The sequence below is a fragment of the Butyricicoccus porcorum genome, assembly GCF_002157465.1.
Classification (GTDB): domain Bacteria; phylum Bacillota; class Clostridia; order Oscillospirales; family Butyricicoccaceae; genus Butyricicoccus_A; species Butyricicoccus_A porcorum.
Genome location: NZ_NHOC01000007.1, coordinates 46,831 through 63,240, shown reverse-complemented (window position 1 = coordinate 63,240; position 16,410 = coordinate 46,831). Strand labels below are relative to the sequence as shown.

At 55.3% G+C, this 16,410-nt stretch carries 20 protein-coding genes; all 20 read right to left on the bottom strand.

Annotated elements, in window-relative coordinates; translation table 11 throughout:
- Positions 1-43: 43 nt before the first annotated feature.
- The 20 genes from xdhC to CBW42_RS08770 all read right to left on the bottom strand — a co-directional run bounded on the left by xdhC (position 44) and on the right by CBW42_RS08770 (position 16,359).
- On the bottom strand, positions 44-538 hold the full coding sequence (xdhC, locus tag CBW42_RS08865; RefSeq protein WP_087020184.1) for a xanthine dehydrogenase subunit XdhC: 495 nt from the start codon (positions 536-538) through the stop codon (positions 44-46).
- Positions 531-1,421: a xanthine dehydrogenase subunit XdhB gene (xdhB, locus tag CBW42_RS08860; protein WP_087020181.1), complete on the bottom strand. Its 891-nt coding sequence runs from the start codon at positions 1,419-1,421 to the stop codon at positions 531-533. The genes xdhC and xdhB overlap by 8 nt, the downstream gene beginning before the upstream one ends.
- A gap of 26 nt (positions 1,422-1,447) precedes the next feature.
- Complete coding sequence (gene xdhA / locus CBW42_RS08855) at positions 1,448-3,874, bottom strand: xanthine dehydrogenase subunit XdhA (RefSeq protein ID WP_087020179.1); 2,427 nt, start codon at positions 3,872-3,874, stop codon at positions 1,448-1,450.
- A 58-nt stretch (positions 3,875-3,932) separates the two neighbouring features.
- Complete coding sequence (moaA, locus tag CBW42_RS08850) at positions 3,933-4,895, bottom strand: GTP 3',8-cyclase MoaA (protein WP_087020176.1); 963 nt, start codon at positions 4,893-4,895, stop codon at positions 3,933-3,935.
- A 158-nt stretch (positions 4,896-5,053) separates the two neighbouring features.
- Positions 5,054-5,425, bottom strand: a complete 372-nt coding sequence (locus CBW42_RS08845; RefSeq protein ID WP_330395847.1) for a DUF4186 domain-containing protein — start codon at positions 5,423-5,425, stop codon at positions 5,054-5,056.
- Between the two features lie 20 nt (positions 5,426-5,445).
- Positions 5,446-5,856, bottom strand: coding sequence for a peptide deformylase (locus CBW42_RS08840; protein WP_087020172.1), 411 nt, complete (start codon positions 5,854-5,856; stop codon positions 5,446-5,448).
- Between the two features lie 31 nt (positions 5,857-5,887).
- Positions 5,888-6,220 (bottom strand): YccF domain-containing protein, encoded by a 333-nt coding sequence (locus CBW42_RS08835; RefSeq protein ID WP_087020169.1) that lies wholly within the window; start codon positions 6,218-6,220, stop codon positions 5,888-5,890.
- A 12-nt stretch (positions 6,221-6,232) separates the two neighbouring features.
- Positions 6,233-6,610, bottom strand: coding sequence for a YaiI/YqxD family protein (locus CBW42_RS08830; protein WP_087020541.1), 378 nt, complete (start codon positions 6,608-6,610; stop codon positions 6,233-6,235).
- A gap of 37 nt (positions 6,611-6,647) precedes the next feature.
- Positions 6,648-7,214, bottom strand: a complete 567-nt coding sequence (locus tag CBW42_RS08825; protein WP_087020166.1) for a GNAT family N-acetyltransferase — start codon at positions 7,212-7,214, stop codon at positions 6,648-6,650.
- 92 nt (positions 7,215-7,306) lie between these two features.
- A complete protein-coding gene (locus tag CBW42_RS08820; RefSeq protein WP_087020163.1) occupies positions 7,307-8,821 on the bottom strand; it encodes an IS1182 family transposase in 1,515 nt (504 codons plus the stop codon).
- A 5-nt stretch (positions 8,822-8,826) separates the two neighbouring features.
- Entirely contained in the window at positions 8,827-9,012 is a 186-nt protein-coding gene (locus CBW42_RS08815) for a hypothetical protein (RefSeq protein ID WP_087020161.1), read from the bottom strand.
- Positions 9,013-9,144: 132 nt separating this feature from the next.
- Positions 9,145-9,618, bottom strand: a complete 474-nt coding sequence (gene ispF, locus CBW42_RS08810) for a 2-C-methyl-D-erythritol 2,4-cyclodiphosphate synthase (protein ID WP_087020158.1) — start codon at positions 9,616-9,618, stop codon at positions 9,145-9,147.
- The gene (gene ispD, locus CBW42_RS08805; RefSeq protein WP_087020155.1) at positions 9,615-10,358 is read right to left on the bottom strand and encodes a 2-C-methyl-D-erythritol 4-phosphate cytidylyltransferase; all 744 of its coding nucleotides are present in this window, start codon (positions 10,356-10,358) and stop codon (positions 9,615-9,617) included. The genes ispF and ispD overlap by 4 nt, the downstream gene beginning before the upstream one ends.
- Positions 10,359-10,379: 21 nt before the next feature.
- Entirely contained in the window at positions 10,380-10,868 is a 489-nt protein-coding gene (locus tag CBW42_RS08800) for a CarD family transcriptional regulator (protein WP_165761114.1), read from the bottom strand.
- A gap of 53 nt (positions 10,869-10,921) precedes the next feature.
- Positions 10,922-11,560: a zinc metalloprotease gene (locus CBW42_RS08795; RefSeq protein WP_087020148.1), complete on the bottom strand. Its 639-nt coding sequence runs from the start codon at positions 11,558-11,560 to the stop codon at positions 10,922-10,924.
- Entirely contained in the window at positions 11,515-11,721 is a 207-nt protein-coding gene (locus CBW42_RS08790; protein WP_087020145.1) for a hypothetical protein, read from the bottom strand. The genes CBW42_RS08795 and CBW42_RS08790 overlap by 46 nt, the downstream gene beginning before the upstream one ends.
- A gap of 103 nt (positions 11,722-11,824) precedes the next feature.
- On the bottom strand, positions 11,825-12,775 hold the full coding sequence (locus CBW42_RS08785) for an ROK family glucokinase (RefSeq protein ID WP_087020142.1): 951 nt from the start codon (positions 12,773-12,775) through the stop codon (positions 11,825-11,827).
- 128 nt (positions 12,776-12,903) lie between these two features.
- On the bottom strand, positions 12,904-13,944 hold the full coding sequence (gene mutY / locus CBW42_RS08780; protein WP_087020139.1) for an A/G-specific adenine glycosylase: 1,041 nt from the start codon (positions 13,942-13,944) through the stop codon (positions 12,904-12,906).
- Positions 13,941-16,061 (bottom strand): glycogen debranching protein GlgX, encoded by a 2,121-nt coding sequence (glgX, locus tag CBW42_RS08775; protein ID WP_205703630.1) that lies wholly within the window; start codon positions 16,059-16,061, stop codon positions 13,941-13,943. Before glgX ends, mutY begins: the two co-directional genes overlap by 4 nt.
- A 97-nt stretch (positions 16,062-16,158) precedes the next feature.
- Positions 16,159-16,359 carry a hypothetical protein gene (locus CBW42_RS08770; RefSeq protein ID WP_087020133.1) on the bottom strand — a complete coding sequence of 67 codons (201 nt, stop codon included), beginning with the start codon at positions 16,357-16,359 and terminating at the stop codon, positions 16,159-16,161.
- Positions 16,360-16,410: the final 51 nt, after the last annotated feature.

The following is a 16,410-nucleotide window of genomic DNA, read 5'->3' as shown; positions in this document are numbered from 1 at the left end:
GCAATGCACACCCCCGAACGAGGGTGTGCATTTTTATGTGTTGTTATCTGTCGTCCGATGCTGTCTGCTCCCGTTTTTCTCCGGCAATGCGTTCCATGGCGTTTAAAATGCTCTCATAGCCGGTGCAGCGGCACAAATGGCCGGAAATCAGCTTTTTCAGTTGCTCCCTGCTGTATGTCTTACCGGTTCCGACGATTTCTACTGCGGTCAGGATCAGTCCGGGCGTACAGAAGCCGCACTGCACGGCAGCTTCATCAATGAAGGCCTGCTGGATGGGCGACAGCTCACCGTTCGGCCCCTTCAGCCCCTCTACAGTCAGCACATGTTTGCCATCTGCCCACATGGTCAGATACAGGCAGCTGTCTACTGCCTCGCCGTCGACCAGCACCGTACATGCCCCACATTCGCCGACCTCACAGCCTTTTTTGACCGAGGTCAGATGCAAGCGATTCCGCAATGTATCCAGCAGAGACTCACGCACATCAACAGCAAGCTCCTGTTCCTTCCCGTTGACCGTCATATGTACAATGTTAAGCATATGGGATCCCTCCTGCCTTCTGTACTGCTGCGTGCAGCGCGCGTTTGGCGAGTTCCTCTACCAGCTGCAAACGAAATTCCTTCGATGCGCGCCACGACGAGCGCGGATTGACCTCAGTCAGCGCGGTTTTGGCAAATGCTGCGGCTGCTTGGCTGTCCGCAACCGCACAGCCGCGCAGCACATCCTCCGCAGCCCGGCAGCGCACCGGCGTCGGTGCGGCCACGCCATAAGCCAGCCGCACATCTTCAAAGCGCGTTTTATCCTGTGACAGCTTGACGCGCACGGCACAGCCGAGCGTCGCAATTTCCATCGCCCGGCGCTTGCCGTACTTGATATACTCGCCCGACCATCCCTCAAAATTTTCCCGCCGGATGAGAAAATGCGTGCAAACCTCCGTCCGCTCGCGCACGGTCTTGCCCGGTCCAGTGTAAAACTCGCACACCGGGACAACACGCTGCCCGTTCGGGCCGCTCAGTACGACCTCTGCTTCCAGTGTGCACATGGTAGACGCAGAATCCGCCGATGTCGCACCGTTGCAGATGTTGCCGCCGATGGTGGCGACATTGCGAATCTGTGGGCCGCCGACCTGATCGACTGCTTCGCCCAGCATCGGCACATATCGTTGAATCAACGGATCTGCGGTGATGTGAGAAAATGCAGTGCCCGCACCAATCCAAAGGTCGCCGTCTTCCGTCAGGCGCACGCCCTTCCATTCGTTCAGATTGTGGATGGAAACGAGTGCTTTCCCGGTGTCGCGTCCATTTCGCACGCGGATGAGCACATCTGTGCCGCCGCTGATAATCTCCGCATCCGGCTCGCGCACCAGCGCATCGACCGCATCCGAAACACTCGAAGCCTCGTAAAACGATTTGATGTCATACATGGTATGCTCCCTCCGATCTCAGAGACTTAAATCAACCCATGCTGCCGGAACGCCGCAATCAGCCGCTGTGCAGTCATGGGCGCCGTGTCCATTGCCACACCGGTCGCGTTCAGAATCGCGTTGCGGATGGCGGGTGCCACCGGGATGGCAGGCGGCTCGCCGAGTGATTTGTTTCCATACGGCCCGGTGGGGTCATCCAGTTCAATAAATTCCACATGCAGATCAGGTGTATCCATCGCAGTCGGAATTTTATAATCCAGCAGGTTGTCATTCCGTACGCGACCGGTCTTTTCATCTATCAGCAACTCTTCAGAAAGACCGTAGCCAAGACCCATGCTCATGCCGCCCTGTACCTGCCCGCGCGCGGTCTGCGGATTGATGATCGTACCCGAATCATGCACATTGATGATATCCTTCACGGTGACAAGTCCGAGCGGGAGGTCAATCTCAATTTCCACGAAGCAGCAGCCGGACGCAAACGAATTGTCCTTGCACTGGTTGGTGACCTCCGCAGTCAGGTGCCGCGAATCATCGAGCGAATAAAACGCCGTCGTAGCGACCTCAGCGACGTCGAACAGCACCGGTTCGCCGCCGGAAACGACAATTTTGTTGTCCACGATGTCCAGCATATCCGCAGAGACCGGCTCGCCGTCACGCAGGCCAATCGACTGCTGTAATTTTTGGACAGCCTGTTTCACCTGACCGGCATAAATGGTCTGCTCCATCTGGATTCCGTCCTGATTGAGCATGCGCACCGCATACGCCAGAATTTTGGCGCGCAGCTCTTCGGCGCACTTTTTACACGCCATGCCGGAGACATAGGTCTGTCGAGAGGCATATGCACCGGTATCAAACGGCGTGATATCCGTATCCTGTGTTGAAACGGCATAGATACGGTCGGGTGTGATGCCGGTTGTTTCTGCCGCCATCTGGGTGAACACGGTATCCGCACCCTGCCCGATTTCCGTCGCTCCCATGCACAACTGTATCGAACCGTCCTGGTTGAGCACCATGCGGACGGATGCGGTCTCGAGTGAAATCGGATGCACGCCTGTCTTATAGCAAAAAATCGCCATGCCCACGCCGCGGCGCACAGAGCCGGTCTGATGACGGTAATTTTCCCACTTTTCATCCCAGCCAATGTGTTTTCGTCCCGCTTCGATGCATTTCTTCAGACCATAGGAATGGAATGTGATGCCGTTCGCGGGATCGACAAAGCCAGCCTGCATGCAGTTGTCCAGTCGAAACTGGCAGGGGTCTGCGCCGATGGCATATGCCAGATCATCCGTCAGACATTCCGCCATCCAGATGGACTGCGGAATGCCATAGCCACGCATGGCGCCCGCCGTCGGGGACGAGGTATACACCGTCCAGCAGTCGATTTCCGCGCCCATCTCGTCACGGTACAAATCCTTAAAGACATTGCCGCAGTTGGCACAGATGGCATGCCCGTGCGACGCATACGCACCGTTGTTGGCATACGCCTCCAACTGGCGCGCCAAAATGCGCCCGTCCCTGGTGACGATGCCGCGGCAATGCCCGTCAATGGCATGGCGGGTGCGCGTGCTGACAATGGTCTCCTCACGGCTGATTTCCAGCCTGACTGCCCTGCCGCCGACTGAAAGCGACAGATAGGCATTGAGTGGCTCATACAGGGTATCCTGCTTATTGCCGAAGCCGCCGCCGATATACGGTTTAATGATGCGCACCTGTCCCACCGGGACGCCGAGCGCCTGCGCCGTACACCGGCGCACAATATGCGGAATTTGTGTGGAAGTCACAACGGTAATTTTGCCGTTGGTTTCCACATATGCCCATGAAGTCGGAAGTTCAAGGTGACAATGTGAAACACGCGGGGTATGATAAACCCGGTCGACAACTGCGATGTTGTCCGCCCCGTACTGTTCCTCCGCCTGTTTTCTGCCTTCTTCAAAAGTAAAATCCGACGGTCCCATTGTCATATGGGAATGTACGATGACGTTGTCCTTTCTCAGCTCAGGGTGCAGTGGGGTTGCGCCCTCGCGCATCGCCGCCTCCGTCGTGACAATCGGCTGGTATTCCTCGTATTGTACTTTTACCAGCCGCGCCGCTTTTTCCGCAGCCAGCTCAGTCTCCGCCACAACCGCCGCAATATCATCGCCGTAATAGCGCACGCGCTGATTGAGCAGTTTTCGGTCACGGATATCCTGATGGCGTGTTTCCACGCTCCACGGATGTCCGGCGGTCGGGAACGGATGATCCGGCACATCAAAGCAGGTCACAATTTTGACGACACCGGGTACAGCCAACGCTTTCTCCAGATCAAAACCCGTAACTACACCATTTGCAATGGTGGAGTGCACCACCTTCCCGTGCAGAATACCGGCGGGTTCCAGATCGGCGGTATATTTCGCCTCGCCCGTCACTTTGCCGCGGATATCCACGCGCGGCAGCGCTTTTCCTACGACATGCATACGTTCCCCTCCCTGTTCTGTTATTGTATTCCGCCGACTGTCCTGCCATGCGGATTGTCTATCCGCCGATGCACGACATACACGCAGTTTCAATCCCGCGCTGCTCAAAGCAATGCGCCTGCGGCTTTTCCTTCAATGCTTCCTGCACAGTGGAAATCAATTCTGCTGTGCGCCCGCCGCGCACCAGCGCCCGCAGGTCGACCATTCGGTCGGATTGCAGGCACAGCCGGAGCTTCCCGTCCGCCGTCAGGCGGATGCGGTTGCAGTCCGCGCAGAATTTGTGACTCACTGCGCTGATAAACCCGACTTTGCCCAAAAAGCCTGCAAACTGTACATAGGTGCTCGGGCCGAACCCCATCGGCTTTTCGCACGGCTGCGCCGCGCCGTAAACAGCCTCGAGTGCGGCGAGCACATCGTCCTGCGCACAGCTCTGTGTATCCTCCTCTGCCAGCGGCATGCGCTCAATGAAGCGCACATGCACCGGACAGCGCTTGGCCAGACCCGCAACGGCTACAGCGGTTTGTTCCCACTGTACGCCGCCCAGCACACAATTCAGCTTTACCGTGACCTGCGGATATTTCTGCATCTGCTCCAGCCCGGCGAGCACGCGGCTGACATCGCCACAACGCGTAATACTCCGGTAAACGGCGGCATCCAGTGTGTCCAGACTGATGTTCACGCCATCCAATCCTGCCGCAACCAGCTGCTGTGCCTGCTCCTCCAGCAAAATCCCGTTGGTGGTCAGCGTAACGGTCTGAAGCCCCGGAACACGCCGGAGCTTTTTCACCAGCCGCCAGCACTGCCGCCGCACCAGCGGCTCGCCGCCCGTGATGCGCACATGCTTCAGCCCGATTTGTGCCATCGCGCGGCAAATAGTCTCAATTTCCTCATAGGTCAGGATATCACCGTGCGCCAGGCACGGAATGCCCTCCTCCGGCATGCAATAGGTACAGCGGAGATTACAGCGGTCGGTAATCGAAATCCGCAGATAATCAATGGTTCTTCCGTAACCGTCTTTCACCGAAATCTGCCGCTCCCTTCCATGCATGTTGCCGTATATTTGTTGATTCTATCATACCATATCGCCGCCAGAAACACCAGACCAACTCCGCCGCAGACCTGCAAAATGAGCCGGAACGGATTATTTTGCCCGTTCCGGCCCTCTGTGTACCTTTGTATTCACTGCATGCGCATCTGCCGCGCAATCCATGCCATCATAACATCCACAACATAGTCCTGCTGTGCCTGTGTCAGCGGCACGCCTGCCGGAATATGATGCCATTTAGACAGGCATCCACGGCAGCAGGTCGCCGTTGCATGCTGTGCAACAAAAGCCGGATGGCCGCGCATTGGCGTCTGCTTCCCGTCGTTCGGGATGACAGCAGGCGCAAGGCGCTGGCGGACAAAATCTTCCGCATGGCGGCGGATGGTATCCATGCCCTTGTCATGCACATACTGTTTTTCCTTTTCGTTCAGATAAAACCGGCTGCGGAATTTTGACCGCGACAGCCGGTAAAACAGATCTCCGAACCGGTCTTTCTCATACATCATCTGCTTACCCAAACCTTCTATCAGATCAGAATGCCGTTGCAGTGGTCGACCTCGTGCTGGATGATCTGTGCCGTCCAGCCGCTGAACGCCTGCCGGTGCGGCTTCAACTGCTGATCCTGATATTCCACTTCAATGCTCTGATAGCGCGTCGTGCGGCGCACGCCGGGCAGCGACAGACAGCCCTCCTCTGCCTCATACGACTCGGATTTTTTGACGATTTCAGGGTTGACCATCAGCAGCTGGATCGGCCCGATGCAGACCGCAATGATGCGCTTCTTCACGCCGATCATATTCGCCGCCATGCCGACGCACTCTTCTCTGTGCGCCTGTAATGTGTCCAGCAGGTCGCGCATGACCTGCGCGTCCGCCGCTGCTGCGGGCTCTGATTTCTGCTGAAGGAAAAAGATATCCTTCATAATTGGTTTTACCATACTTCTCTCACTCCAGTTTTTTCTGTCAATTTCAAACAATGCGCGCACCGAACGGCATCAGCGCCAGCTTTGCCAGCTTGAACTGCTGCAAGCCGAACGGAATGCCGATAATGGTCACACACAGCACAGCGCCGGATGCCAGATGCTCCAGTGCAAGCGGGAAGCCGGACACAATCAGCCAGATGATATTGACCAGCATTGACACCGTACCGCCGCCGTATTCGATTTGCTTGCCGAACGGGAAAAAACTCACTTGTGCAAACTTAAAGCACTGTCTGCCAATCGGAATCCCGACAATCGTAATGCTCCACAGCAGACCGGCAAGACACCAACTCAGACCGGAAACAAAAGTGTAAAATAAAATCGAATTTTGACGTTATCCCGCAATCACAGCGCGCAGTGCGCGCATAAACTTCCGGTCTTCCTCCTTTGTACGCCGCGCATTCCCGTGCAGGCGCCCGCCGGAGCGACGGACTTTTTTCGCCGTGTGCCGCGCCATCAACAGCGCATCCATGTTGTCCGCCGTGTATTCGAGTCCGTCCTGCCGCAGCACGCGCGCACCGCGCGCCAGACACATGGCGGCAAGCCCGTAGTCCTGTGTAACCACGATATCACCGCGCTGCACGCGGTTGACCAGCGCAAAATCCACGCTGTCCGCGCCCTTGGACACGATCAGGGTCTGCGCACCCGGCTTATCAAACACATGTGAGGTGTCACACAGGATCAGGCATTCCAGTCCCGCTTCACACGCCATGTGCACGGTCAAATCGACGACCGGACAGCCGTCTGCATCAATCAGAATTTTTGGCTTCACACAATTCCTCCCACTGCGCACGCGTGATACACGTGATATATTCGGTGCGGATATCGCCCATCAGCGGCCACGGCTGATCTTTGTTGACATGGTGCGGGCGGAAGCCGCATTTTTCCTGCACCCGGCGTGATTTTTCGTTGCCCGCAAAATAGCCGCACCAGATGGTGTGCAGACCAAGCGTCTCAAATCCATGCCGCATCAGCTCATGTGCCGCCTCAGGAATGAGTCCCTGTCCCCAGAATGGCACGCCAACCCAGTAGCCCAGCTCAGCTTCACCTTCACCAAGCGGCAGATTGCTCGCCGTGCCGAACATCAGACCGATGCTTCCAACCGGTCGATCTGCGCTGTCTCCGCGCAGCACAACCGCATAGGTCTCCTCCTCCGACAGCACCTCCTGGATAATCCGGCGGCTGTTTTGCACATCCGTATGTACTGGCCAGCCCGCGGCCGGCCCGATACGCGGGTCACGCGCATATTCATACAGTGCCGGCGCGTCCGATTCGCGCCACGGGCGCAGGACACACCGTTTTGTCTGCAATATCATGTCTCTTCACCTTCTTTTCCCCTATTTTAGCACAGCGGGCGGCTTCCGACAACGGAAGCCGCCCTGAGCCTGTCGAAGAACCCGGCTGCGCATTAAGCGAGAGCCAGATTTTGGCACATATAGGGAAAAAGCCGGAAAACTGGAATAGGGAAATGGATCTTCCACTTCCACATAGCCAGCTTTTTCAGATTCATGGCAGCAAATTTAAGCTTCACCCAGTTGGTAACTTGAGCCAAGCCTCGATATTGTGTATAGCGCATGCCATGCTTTTCTTTGGCATCTGCAAATACACGTTCAATCTTTTGTTGTCGGAGTTTATATAAGTCACGATATTCAGTCATATGACGTGCGTCTTCTGCCAACTCTACATAATCGGCCCATACGTGTCTGGTGACAGTCTTTTCAAACTTTGCACTCGATGTACACAGCTCTCTGGTCGGACAATGTTCGCAGACGTATGACCTGCTCTTATATTCACGATATCCATCTTTGTTCGTTGTTGCATAATGAAGTGTTTTATACTCCGGACAGATTACACAATCATAATACTCATCATAAACATATTTCCACCATTCATGACCGTCTTTCTTTATCATTGGACGTTTATATGCTGTAGATAATACTCTTCCACTCTCAAAAATACGTTTGCAAATCGAAGGAGTTTTGTAGGCGCTGTCTGCTACTATCGTTTTATGTTCTGGGTAATGTTCGCAAAGCTGGTCATATAACGGGTCAAACGCTACACTGTCATGTACATTTCCTGCTGTTACTTCTACGTCGAGAATAAAATTATGCTTGTCACAGGCTGTATGCGCTTCGTAGGCAAAACACTTCTTGTGTTCACCTTTATGGAATACGCCGGCATCCGGATCCGTTGTCGAAACTGTTATTTCTTTCTCCTTTGGCGGTGTTGAATCGTCATCATCATCGAATGGCTTTTTGTCGTGTTCTTCGCGATCTTTGTTAATTTCTTCCCGCAGCTCCTTTGCATATCGTTTTGCTTCAACTGGAACAGCTTTTCGTGCTTTTTTCTTCATGTTTGCACTTGCTTTGATATGTGTCCCATCTATAAAGATTGCACTCGTATCCAGAAAACCTTCACTCGCTGCTGCGTTTAATATCCAGCGAAATATATATTCTACAGTTGCTGTTGTAAAACGATGCTTAAAATTATAGCTTACTGTTGAAAAATGCGGCACCTGCTCATTCAATGGATAACCGATAAACCACCTGTATGCAACATTCATATTCACTTCTTCCAGCGTCCGCCGGAGCGATGGTATCCCATATATGTGCTGTATCATTACAATCTTAAACAATACTACCGGATCGATACTTGGCCTGCCGTTGTCCTTGCAGTACAAATCATCTACAAATTCATAAATTTGTTTGAAATCTACTGCTGCATCTATTTTCCTCAGTAGATGATCCTCGGGCACTAACATATCCAGACTTACAATCTCTACTGCCTCTCTGTTTTCCTTCCCTTTTACTATCATTTTATCACCTGTCTTTCTTATCTTTATTATAACAGAAAAAGCCGCCTTTCGGCGACTTTTTCGACAGGCTGCGGGCGGCTTCCGACAACGGAAGCCGCCCTGTTTCATCCCGGTTAAAGCTCCGGATATTCTGTCCGCTCCTGCATCTCGATTTTCTGCACATACTTCTGAAGCTCGTCAAAAGATGTGATCTCCGCGTCCTTCAACTGGCTGCGGATAAAATCCGGCAGCGCCTGATAATATTCATTCACGGTTCGGTCGCGGTCGAGCATTTCGGTCAGGTTCCTATAATCTGCCATTGCTTTTCTCACCTCGACGTTAGCATTTCCCTGTCAGGCGCAGATGATACCCAAAATTATTTCCGCTTTTTTCATAAAAGCGCATGAAAAATTCCCACAAACCGGCTGAACCGGCTGTGGGAATCGGAGCATTCAAATTGTTTCGAGCAGGCATACCGCATGTGCCGCAATTCCCTCGCCGGAGCCGGTAAAGCCCATGTGTTCCTCCGTCGTTGCCTTGACGCTGACGCACGAAAGATCCGCCTCCAGGCAGTCCGCGAGGTTCTGCCGCATCTGTACGATGTGCGGCGCCATCTTCGGTGCCTGTGCGACGACCGTCGCGTCCAGATTGCCCAGCTTCCAGCCGTGCTCCTTCAGCACGCTGTTGACACGGCGCAGCAGCAGCAGACTATCCGCGCCGAGGAATGCATCGTCATTGTCAGGGAACAGATGTCCGATATCCCCCAGCGCCGCCGCACCGAGCAGCGCATCCATGACGGCATGCGTCAACACATCCGCATCGCTGTGCCCGAGAAGCCCCTTTTCATATGGAATATTCACGCCGCCGATGATACAGGCACGCCCTTCCACAAGGCGATGTACGTCATACCCATGTCCAATTCTCATCGGCGCGACCGTCCTTTCAGAATAACCTCGCCGAGGATGACATCCTCCGGCGTTGTGATCTTAATGTTGTCATAACTGCCGCGCGTCATGCTGACCGGCTGACCGAGCTTTGTGACTGCGCCGCAGTCATCCGTCAGGCTTGTGCCGCTGTCAATCGCCTTCGTCAGCGCCGCACGGATGAGGTCAATGTCAAAACACTGCGGTGTCTGCACCGCCATGATGGTCTCGCGGTCGACATTTTCCATCATTTTTCCCTTCTGGACGCGCTGAATGCTGTCCTTGACGCCGACCGCCGGAGCCGCCGCCGAATCGCGCTTTGCCGCCTCCACAGTCTCCCGGATGATGTCTTCCGTAATCAGCGGGCGTGCGGCATCATGAATGGCGACATAGCCGATTTCCTTTCCGCAGGCAAGCACGCCGTTGAGCACCGAATGCTCACGCGACGGGCCACCCTCGACAATCTTCGCCACTTTGTCAATCTTCCAGTCCGCGCACAGCGAGGCATACGTCTTCTGATCCTGCCTGCGGCAGACCAAAATGATGCCGTCAATTACATCGCACGCATTGAAAACCCGGAGTGTCCGGCACAAAATCGGCTGTCCGCCCAGCTCCATTACCAGCTTATTTCCGCCGCCCATCCTGCGCGAGGAACCCGCGGCCGGAATAATGGCATATACCTTCTTGCCGCGTGTTTCCGGCTCATGCCTGTCCTGCGGTCTTTTCTTAAATAAATCCAGCATATTTTTCCTCTATCCGTTCTGTTATCTCAGCCGTTTCCACAGTTGTTCGAGTCTCTGTCTTACCTCGTCCCGGCTCAGCCCGGCGGCGAGCATCAGCTCAGAATGCAGGATCCGCTCCGCGCATTCCAGCATGCGTTTTTCACTTCCCGCCAGCGCACGCCTGCGGTTTCTCTGCCGCAGGCAGCACACGACCTGTGCAACCTTTCGGATATCGCCGGAACGCATGCGTTCCATATTGTTTCGATACCGCACGCCCCAATCCGATGGCTGCGGCGGCAAAACGCCAATTTCACCGCACAGAATACACTGTGCCTCCTGCGCACTGCAAACCGGGCGCAGCCCGACCTGTTTGCAGCAGGAAATCGGGACATACACCACCGCACCATCCAGCGCCAGATGCAGCACATAATATTTTTGCGCGCCGCTGCCGGTCTGCCGGACGGAAATCGATGTAATTGTGCCCGCGCCATGCAGCGGATGGAGCACATGATCCCCGACAGAAAAGGTCAATTCATCACCCCTGTTTCCACCGTTTTTCATCCGATGGATGTACAGTATGATTTCTATTGTATCATACCATAATTAGTCAGTTCATGCAACAAAGAGCGGTTCGCGCCGAGTAAAAACAACCCCGCTGCCAGCACGGTCGCATTGCGTCCGGTGTGCAGCAGCAGCGCCGCACCGCCCAAAATCAGCATACATGTGCCGGCAAGCGAGAGCTGTACCAGCGCACGCTGTCCTGTTTCTGCGGCGCGCGGCGGCAGCAAGGCAAGCAGGGCGGCCAAGGCACAGCCGCCGTCCAGCGGCAGAAGCGGCAGACAGTTGAACGCTGACAGAATCACATTGGCACCCGCTGCCGTGGGGAAACCCACGGCTGAGAGCAACAAAGCCGCCGTTATGCCTGCCGCCGGTCCTGCCAATGCAATCGCACAGTCGGACAGATCGCTGAGCGGCCTGCTCTGCCGGAGCACTGCACCACACGCGGACAACCTGACATATTCCACCTGTCCGCCGCACGCATAGATGGCGAACACATGTCCCAGCTCGTGCACCAACGCCGCACCTGCGAATACCGGAAGCACACCTTCGCTGTCCAGCAGGCAGAACACCGCCCAGAATACATAAAACGACGGCTCTGCACGCAGCTTTGCCGCCGTTACTCTCCCTGCGCCGCGAATACTGCCACCAGCTCCTCCGACCATCCGTCCTGTGAAACGGCACTGCCGAGCACCGCAGCTGCCTTCCCCGCATCGTTCTCCGGCAGGAAGGACAGCGCGCCGGACGCACGCAGCATCCGGGCTGTCAGAAGAATTCCCAGACAGACCACGGTGCACCACAGCGCACTCCGAATTGTCTCCCCCATTCGGTCGTCCCTCCTTCCCTGTTATCCTATGCAGCGCGGCGCAAAAAAAGACCGCCTGCACCGGAATGTTCTTCGATGCAGCGCGGTCCAGATCTCCTGTTATTTACTTTTCCTGCGAAACCTGTACCAGACGGACGCCGCCTGTGATACCGGCCTCATTGCCGAGCGTCGCACGCAGCACCGGTGTGTCGCGCAGCGGCGGGAATACCTTTTCGCGGTAGACCTTACGAATCGGCTCGAGCAGCAGTTCCCCCGCTGCCGCCATGCCGCCGCCAAACAGGAACGCTTCCGGGTTGAGCACACAGCCAATGCTTGCAATCGCCGTGCCGAGCGCATCCGTCGTGCGACGGATGCACGCCTGTGCCAGCGTATCGCCCGCTGCGCAGCAGTCACAGACATCCTTGGCAGTCAGATTTTCAATTCCGCGCATGGCAGATGGCGCATCGCTCTCCGCCAGACGCCGCTTTGCATCGCGCAGTACGCCTGTCGCGGAGCCAGCCAGCTCCAGACAGTTGTCCTTGCCGCAGTTGCATGCGCCCTCGCTGTGGTCAAATACCGGCATATGTCCGACCTCGCCTGCACCACCGACAACGCCGGTTACAATTCTGCCATCCAGAATGACGCCGCCGCCAACACCAGTGCCCAGCGTCAACAGGACAACGCTCTGGTATGCACTGCCTGCGCCCTTCCACTGCTCGCCGAGTGCTGCAATGTTTGCATCGTTTGCCACATAAACCGGCAAGTTCGTCAGCCCGCCGAGTACATCGGCGACATTGACCACACCCCAGCCGAGATTGACACAGCCGTTGACCGTGCCGTTGCGCAGGACAGGTCCCGGCACGCCCACGCCGATGCCTGCGACATCGGCCATGGAAATGCCGTGCCCGGCGCAGGTCTGCGCAATCGTATCCGCAACATCCGGCAGAATATATGCTCCGCTTTTTTCCGTACGGGTTGGGATTTCCCATTTTTCAACCCATCCGGCTTCTTCACTATACAGGCCCATTTTTACCGTTGTGCCGCCGATATCTGCGCCAATGTAATACTTTTTCATTGCAATCCCTCTCTTTTGAATCAAATGTATCCTGTTTCAAAAAGCCTCTTGTTCCTGTCCATTGTACCATAAATCCGTCCAAAGCAAAAGGTGTATCTCCGCCGCCGGGGGCGAAAATACACCTGTGTTTACAATTTGAATTGTTCAAGCGCAATGGCGCGATAGGCACAGAACGCACTGGGCAGCGCAATGTCGTGTTCCAGTTGCTCCGGCGTGACCCATGTAAACAGACCGCCGTCCTCCGTTCGTGCAGAAATACCGGTCATATGCCACTCCAGATGAGTGAACACATGCTTTGCACGCTTGAGCGGACGAATTTCCATCAGGCGCACACCGAGCTGTTTTTCCGCGTCTTCTCCCTCCAGAAAGTTTGGGAATTCCCACAGTCCCGCCAGAAGGCCACGATTGGGACGCTTGCGCAGCGCGATTCTGCCGTCCTTCCACAGCAGAACAACCGTGCGGTTTTCCACAGGACGCTGTTTTTTCGGCGCGCGAACCGGGAGCCTCTGCTCAACTCCCGCTGCATGTGCCAGACACAGTCCTGCCACTGGACAGTGATCGCACAGCGGTGCACCGTTCGGCAGGCACACCATCGCGCCCAGCTCCATCAGCGCCTGGTTGCAGTCGCCCGGACAGTCCGCCGGAATCACGGCTGTCAGCTCGCGTTCCGCCTGCCGCTTGACTGCCTGCGCCCGGATATCCCATTCGCGTGCAAACAGGCGAGACAGCACGCGCAGCACATTGCCATCCACAGCCGGGCACGTCTGCCCGCCCGCAATGGACGCCACTGCTCCCGCCGTATACGGGCCGATGCCCGGCAGGGCAAGAAGTTCGTCACGGGTGCATGGCATCTCACCGCCGTACTGTGTGCACACCACGCGTGCCGCCTTTTGCAGGTTGCGCGCACGGCTGTAATAGCCAAGGCCTTCCCACAGCTTCATCAGCTGTTCCTCCGGCACCTCTGCAAGCGCCTGCACCGTCGGCAGTGCGCGCATGAAGCGCTCATAATATGGCAGCACCGCCTGCACGCGCGTCTGCTGAAGCATAATCTCCGACACCCACACATGGTACGGTGTAGGCGTCCGGCGCCATGGCAAATCACGATGCCCGGCGCGATACCAGCGGCACAGCGCATCAACTGCCTCATTCAGACGTTCTTTTTCCGTCATTTGCCCTCTGCTGCCACGAGAATCATCACAGAACGCGGCTCAAGCCAGACAATTCCACTGTGCGATACGGGCATATCCTCAATGTTTTCAATACAATCGCTCTCCGGACCGTTAAACGTATTGACTGCGATCCTCCAATACATGCCGTCCGGCAGCTCCGGCAGCTGCACCTGATGCCCTTCCCAGTGAGAATTGAGGGCAATGTGCACAATATCATCCGCCGTGTCGTCTTCATTGCGCCCGGCAAAGGTCACGCCGATGACGCGTGTATCTTCCTGATAATTGGCATCCCACGGCTTTGCGGAGTGCAGGCTGGTCTCCGGGAAGCGACTCTCTGCCGGCTTGGTATGTCCGCGCAGAATCGGATGCTTTTTGCGGAAATGAATCATATAACGGAAGAAATCATGCAGTGACCGGTTTTTCTCCAGCAGATTCCAGTCCAACCAGGAAATTTCATTGTCCTGACAATATGCATTGTTGTTGCCAAACTGCGTATTGCCGAATTCATCCCCCGCGAGGAACATCGGCGTACCGCGGGAGCACATCAGCACCGCAGCCGCATTTTTTTGCAATCGGCGGCGCAGATCATTGACATCCTGGCGATCTGTTTCGCCCTCCACGCCGCAGTTCCAGCTGTTGTTGTTGGATTCACCGTCCGTGTTGTCCCAGCCGTTGGCATCGTTGTGCTTTTTGTTATAGGTATACAGATCATACAGCGTAAAGCCGTCGTGACAGGTAATAAAGTTGACGGATGCACACTCGCCGCGCTTGGTCGGCGGGTATAGATCCTGCGAACCCAGAATGCGGTAAGACGTGGCTTTTGCCATGCCGCTGTCACCCTTGAGGAAGCAGCGCAGATCATCGCGGTACTTGCCGTTCCATTCCGCCCAGCGGTCGCCGCGCGATGGGAACGAGCCAACCTGATACAGTCCACCTGCGTCCCATGCCTCCGCAATCAGCTTGATGCCCGCGAGCAGCGGATCAGCTGCGAGCGATTCGAGCAGCGGCGGGTTGTGCATCGGTGTGCCGTCCTCATTGCGCCCGAGAATGGATGCCAGGTCGAAGCGGAAACCATCGATGCGGTATTCAATGACCCAATAGCGCAGGCACTCGACAATCATCTGATGGACAACCGGATGGTTACAGTTGACCGTATTGCCGCAGCCGCTGAAATTATAGTATTTTCCGTCCGGTTCGAGCAGATAATAGACGGAATTGTCCACACCCTTAAACGAGAAAATCGAGCCGTCCTCATTGCCCTCGGCCGTGTGGTTGAACACGACGTCCAGAATGACTTCCATGCCGTTTTTATGCAGCGCACGGACCAGACGGCGCAGCTCGTCTCCCTCGTTGGTAAATTCATGCTCGGCAGAATACGCCGTATTGGGCGCAAAGAATGCCACTGGGTTATATCCCCAGTAATCGAGCAGCAGCTTACCGTCATGCACGCGCATATCGCGCATTTCATCGAACTCGAAAATCGGCATCAGCTCGACGGCGTTGACACCCAGATCCCTGAGATATGGGATTTTTTCCATCAGTCCGTCAAAGGTTCCCGGATGTGTGACATCAGACGATTCATGGCGCGTAAAACCGCGCACATGTGTTTCATAGATGACCAGATCCTGCATCTCAATGTGCGGGGAACGCACGCCATGCCAGTCGAAATTGGACGAAACAATGCGTCCGCGGTACTCAAAGCCGGTCTGCGGGCGCGTGCCCCAGGCAGACTGACCCGCAACCGCACGGGCATACGGATCGAGCAGGAGATTTTTCTTATCATACAGCAGGCCTTTTTTCGGGTCATACGGGCCACCAATCCGATATGCATACTCAAATTCATCGATCTGAAGCCCGAAGACAATCATAGAATAGACGCTGCCGACGCGGTATTCATCGGGAAACGGGAGCACCGCAAACGGCTCCGACTGGCGGCGCTTGAACAGAACCAGCTCGACGCTGGTTGCACCCTGCGACGTAATGGTAAAATTGATGCCGCCCGGCAATTCAAAGGCGCCATTTTGCAGACAGTATCCGGGACAGGTCTTAAAGCCGCCAATCTCCCGCATTGGGTGAAAGAAGCTCTTCCGGTTGCGCACGCGCAGCACGGATTCCATGTTTTGTAAAATCGTTTCCATATCATCCTGCCGCATGGAAGCAGGTATATCTCCCGGTACACTGCTGTAAGAATTCGGCCTTGTGTTCCGACTCTGTTCAGACAAGTGACTCACCTCGTTTTATTCTATAGCGAGCGGTAATCAAAACTCCGCCAGTGTAATAATCTTGCTTATTATTATCATCTTTTTTCACTGGATTGTCAATTGTTTTCAATTTCTGTTTCAAAGAAAAATCCGTTCCTTTCGCGCTATCCGTATGTTTTTCCACACCTTTTACTTTTTTGTCCGATATTATCATTGAAATCGTTTGTTTTTCTTGTTTTCTCAGTAAATTTTGTTATAATGATAG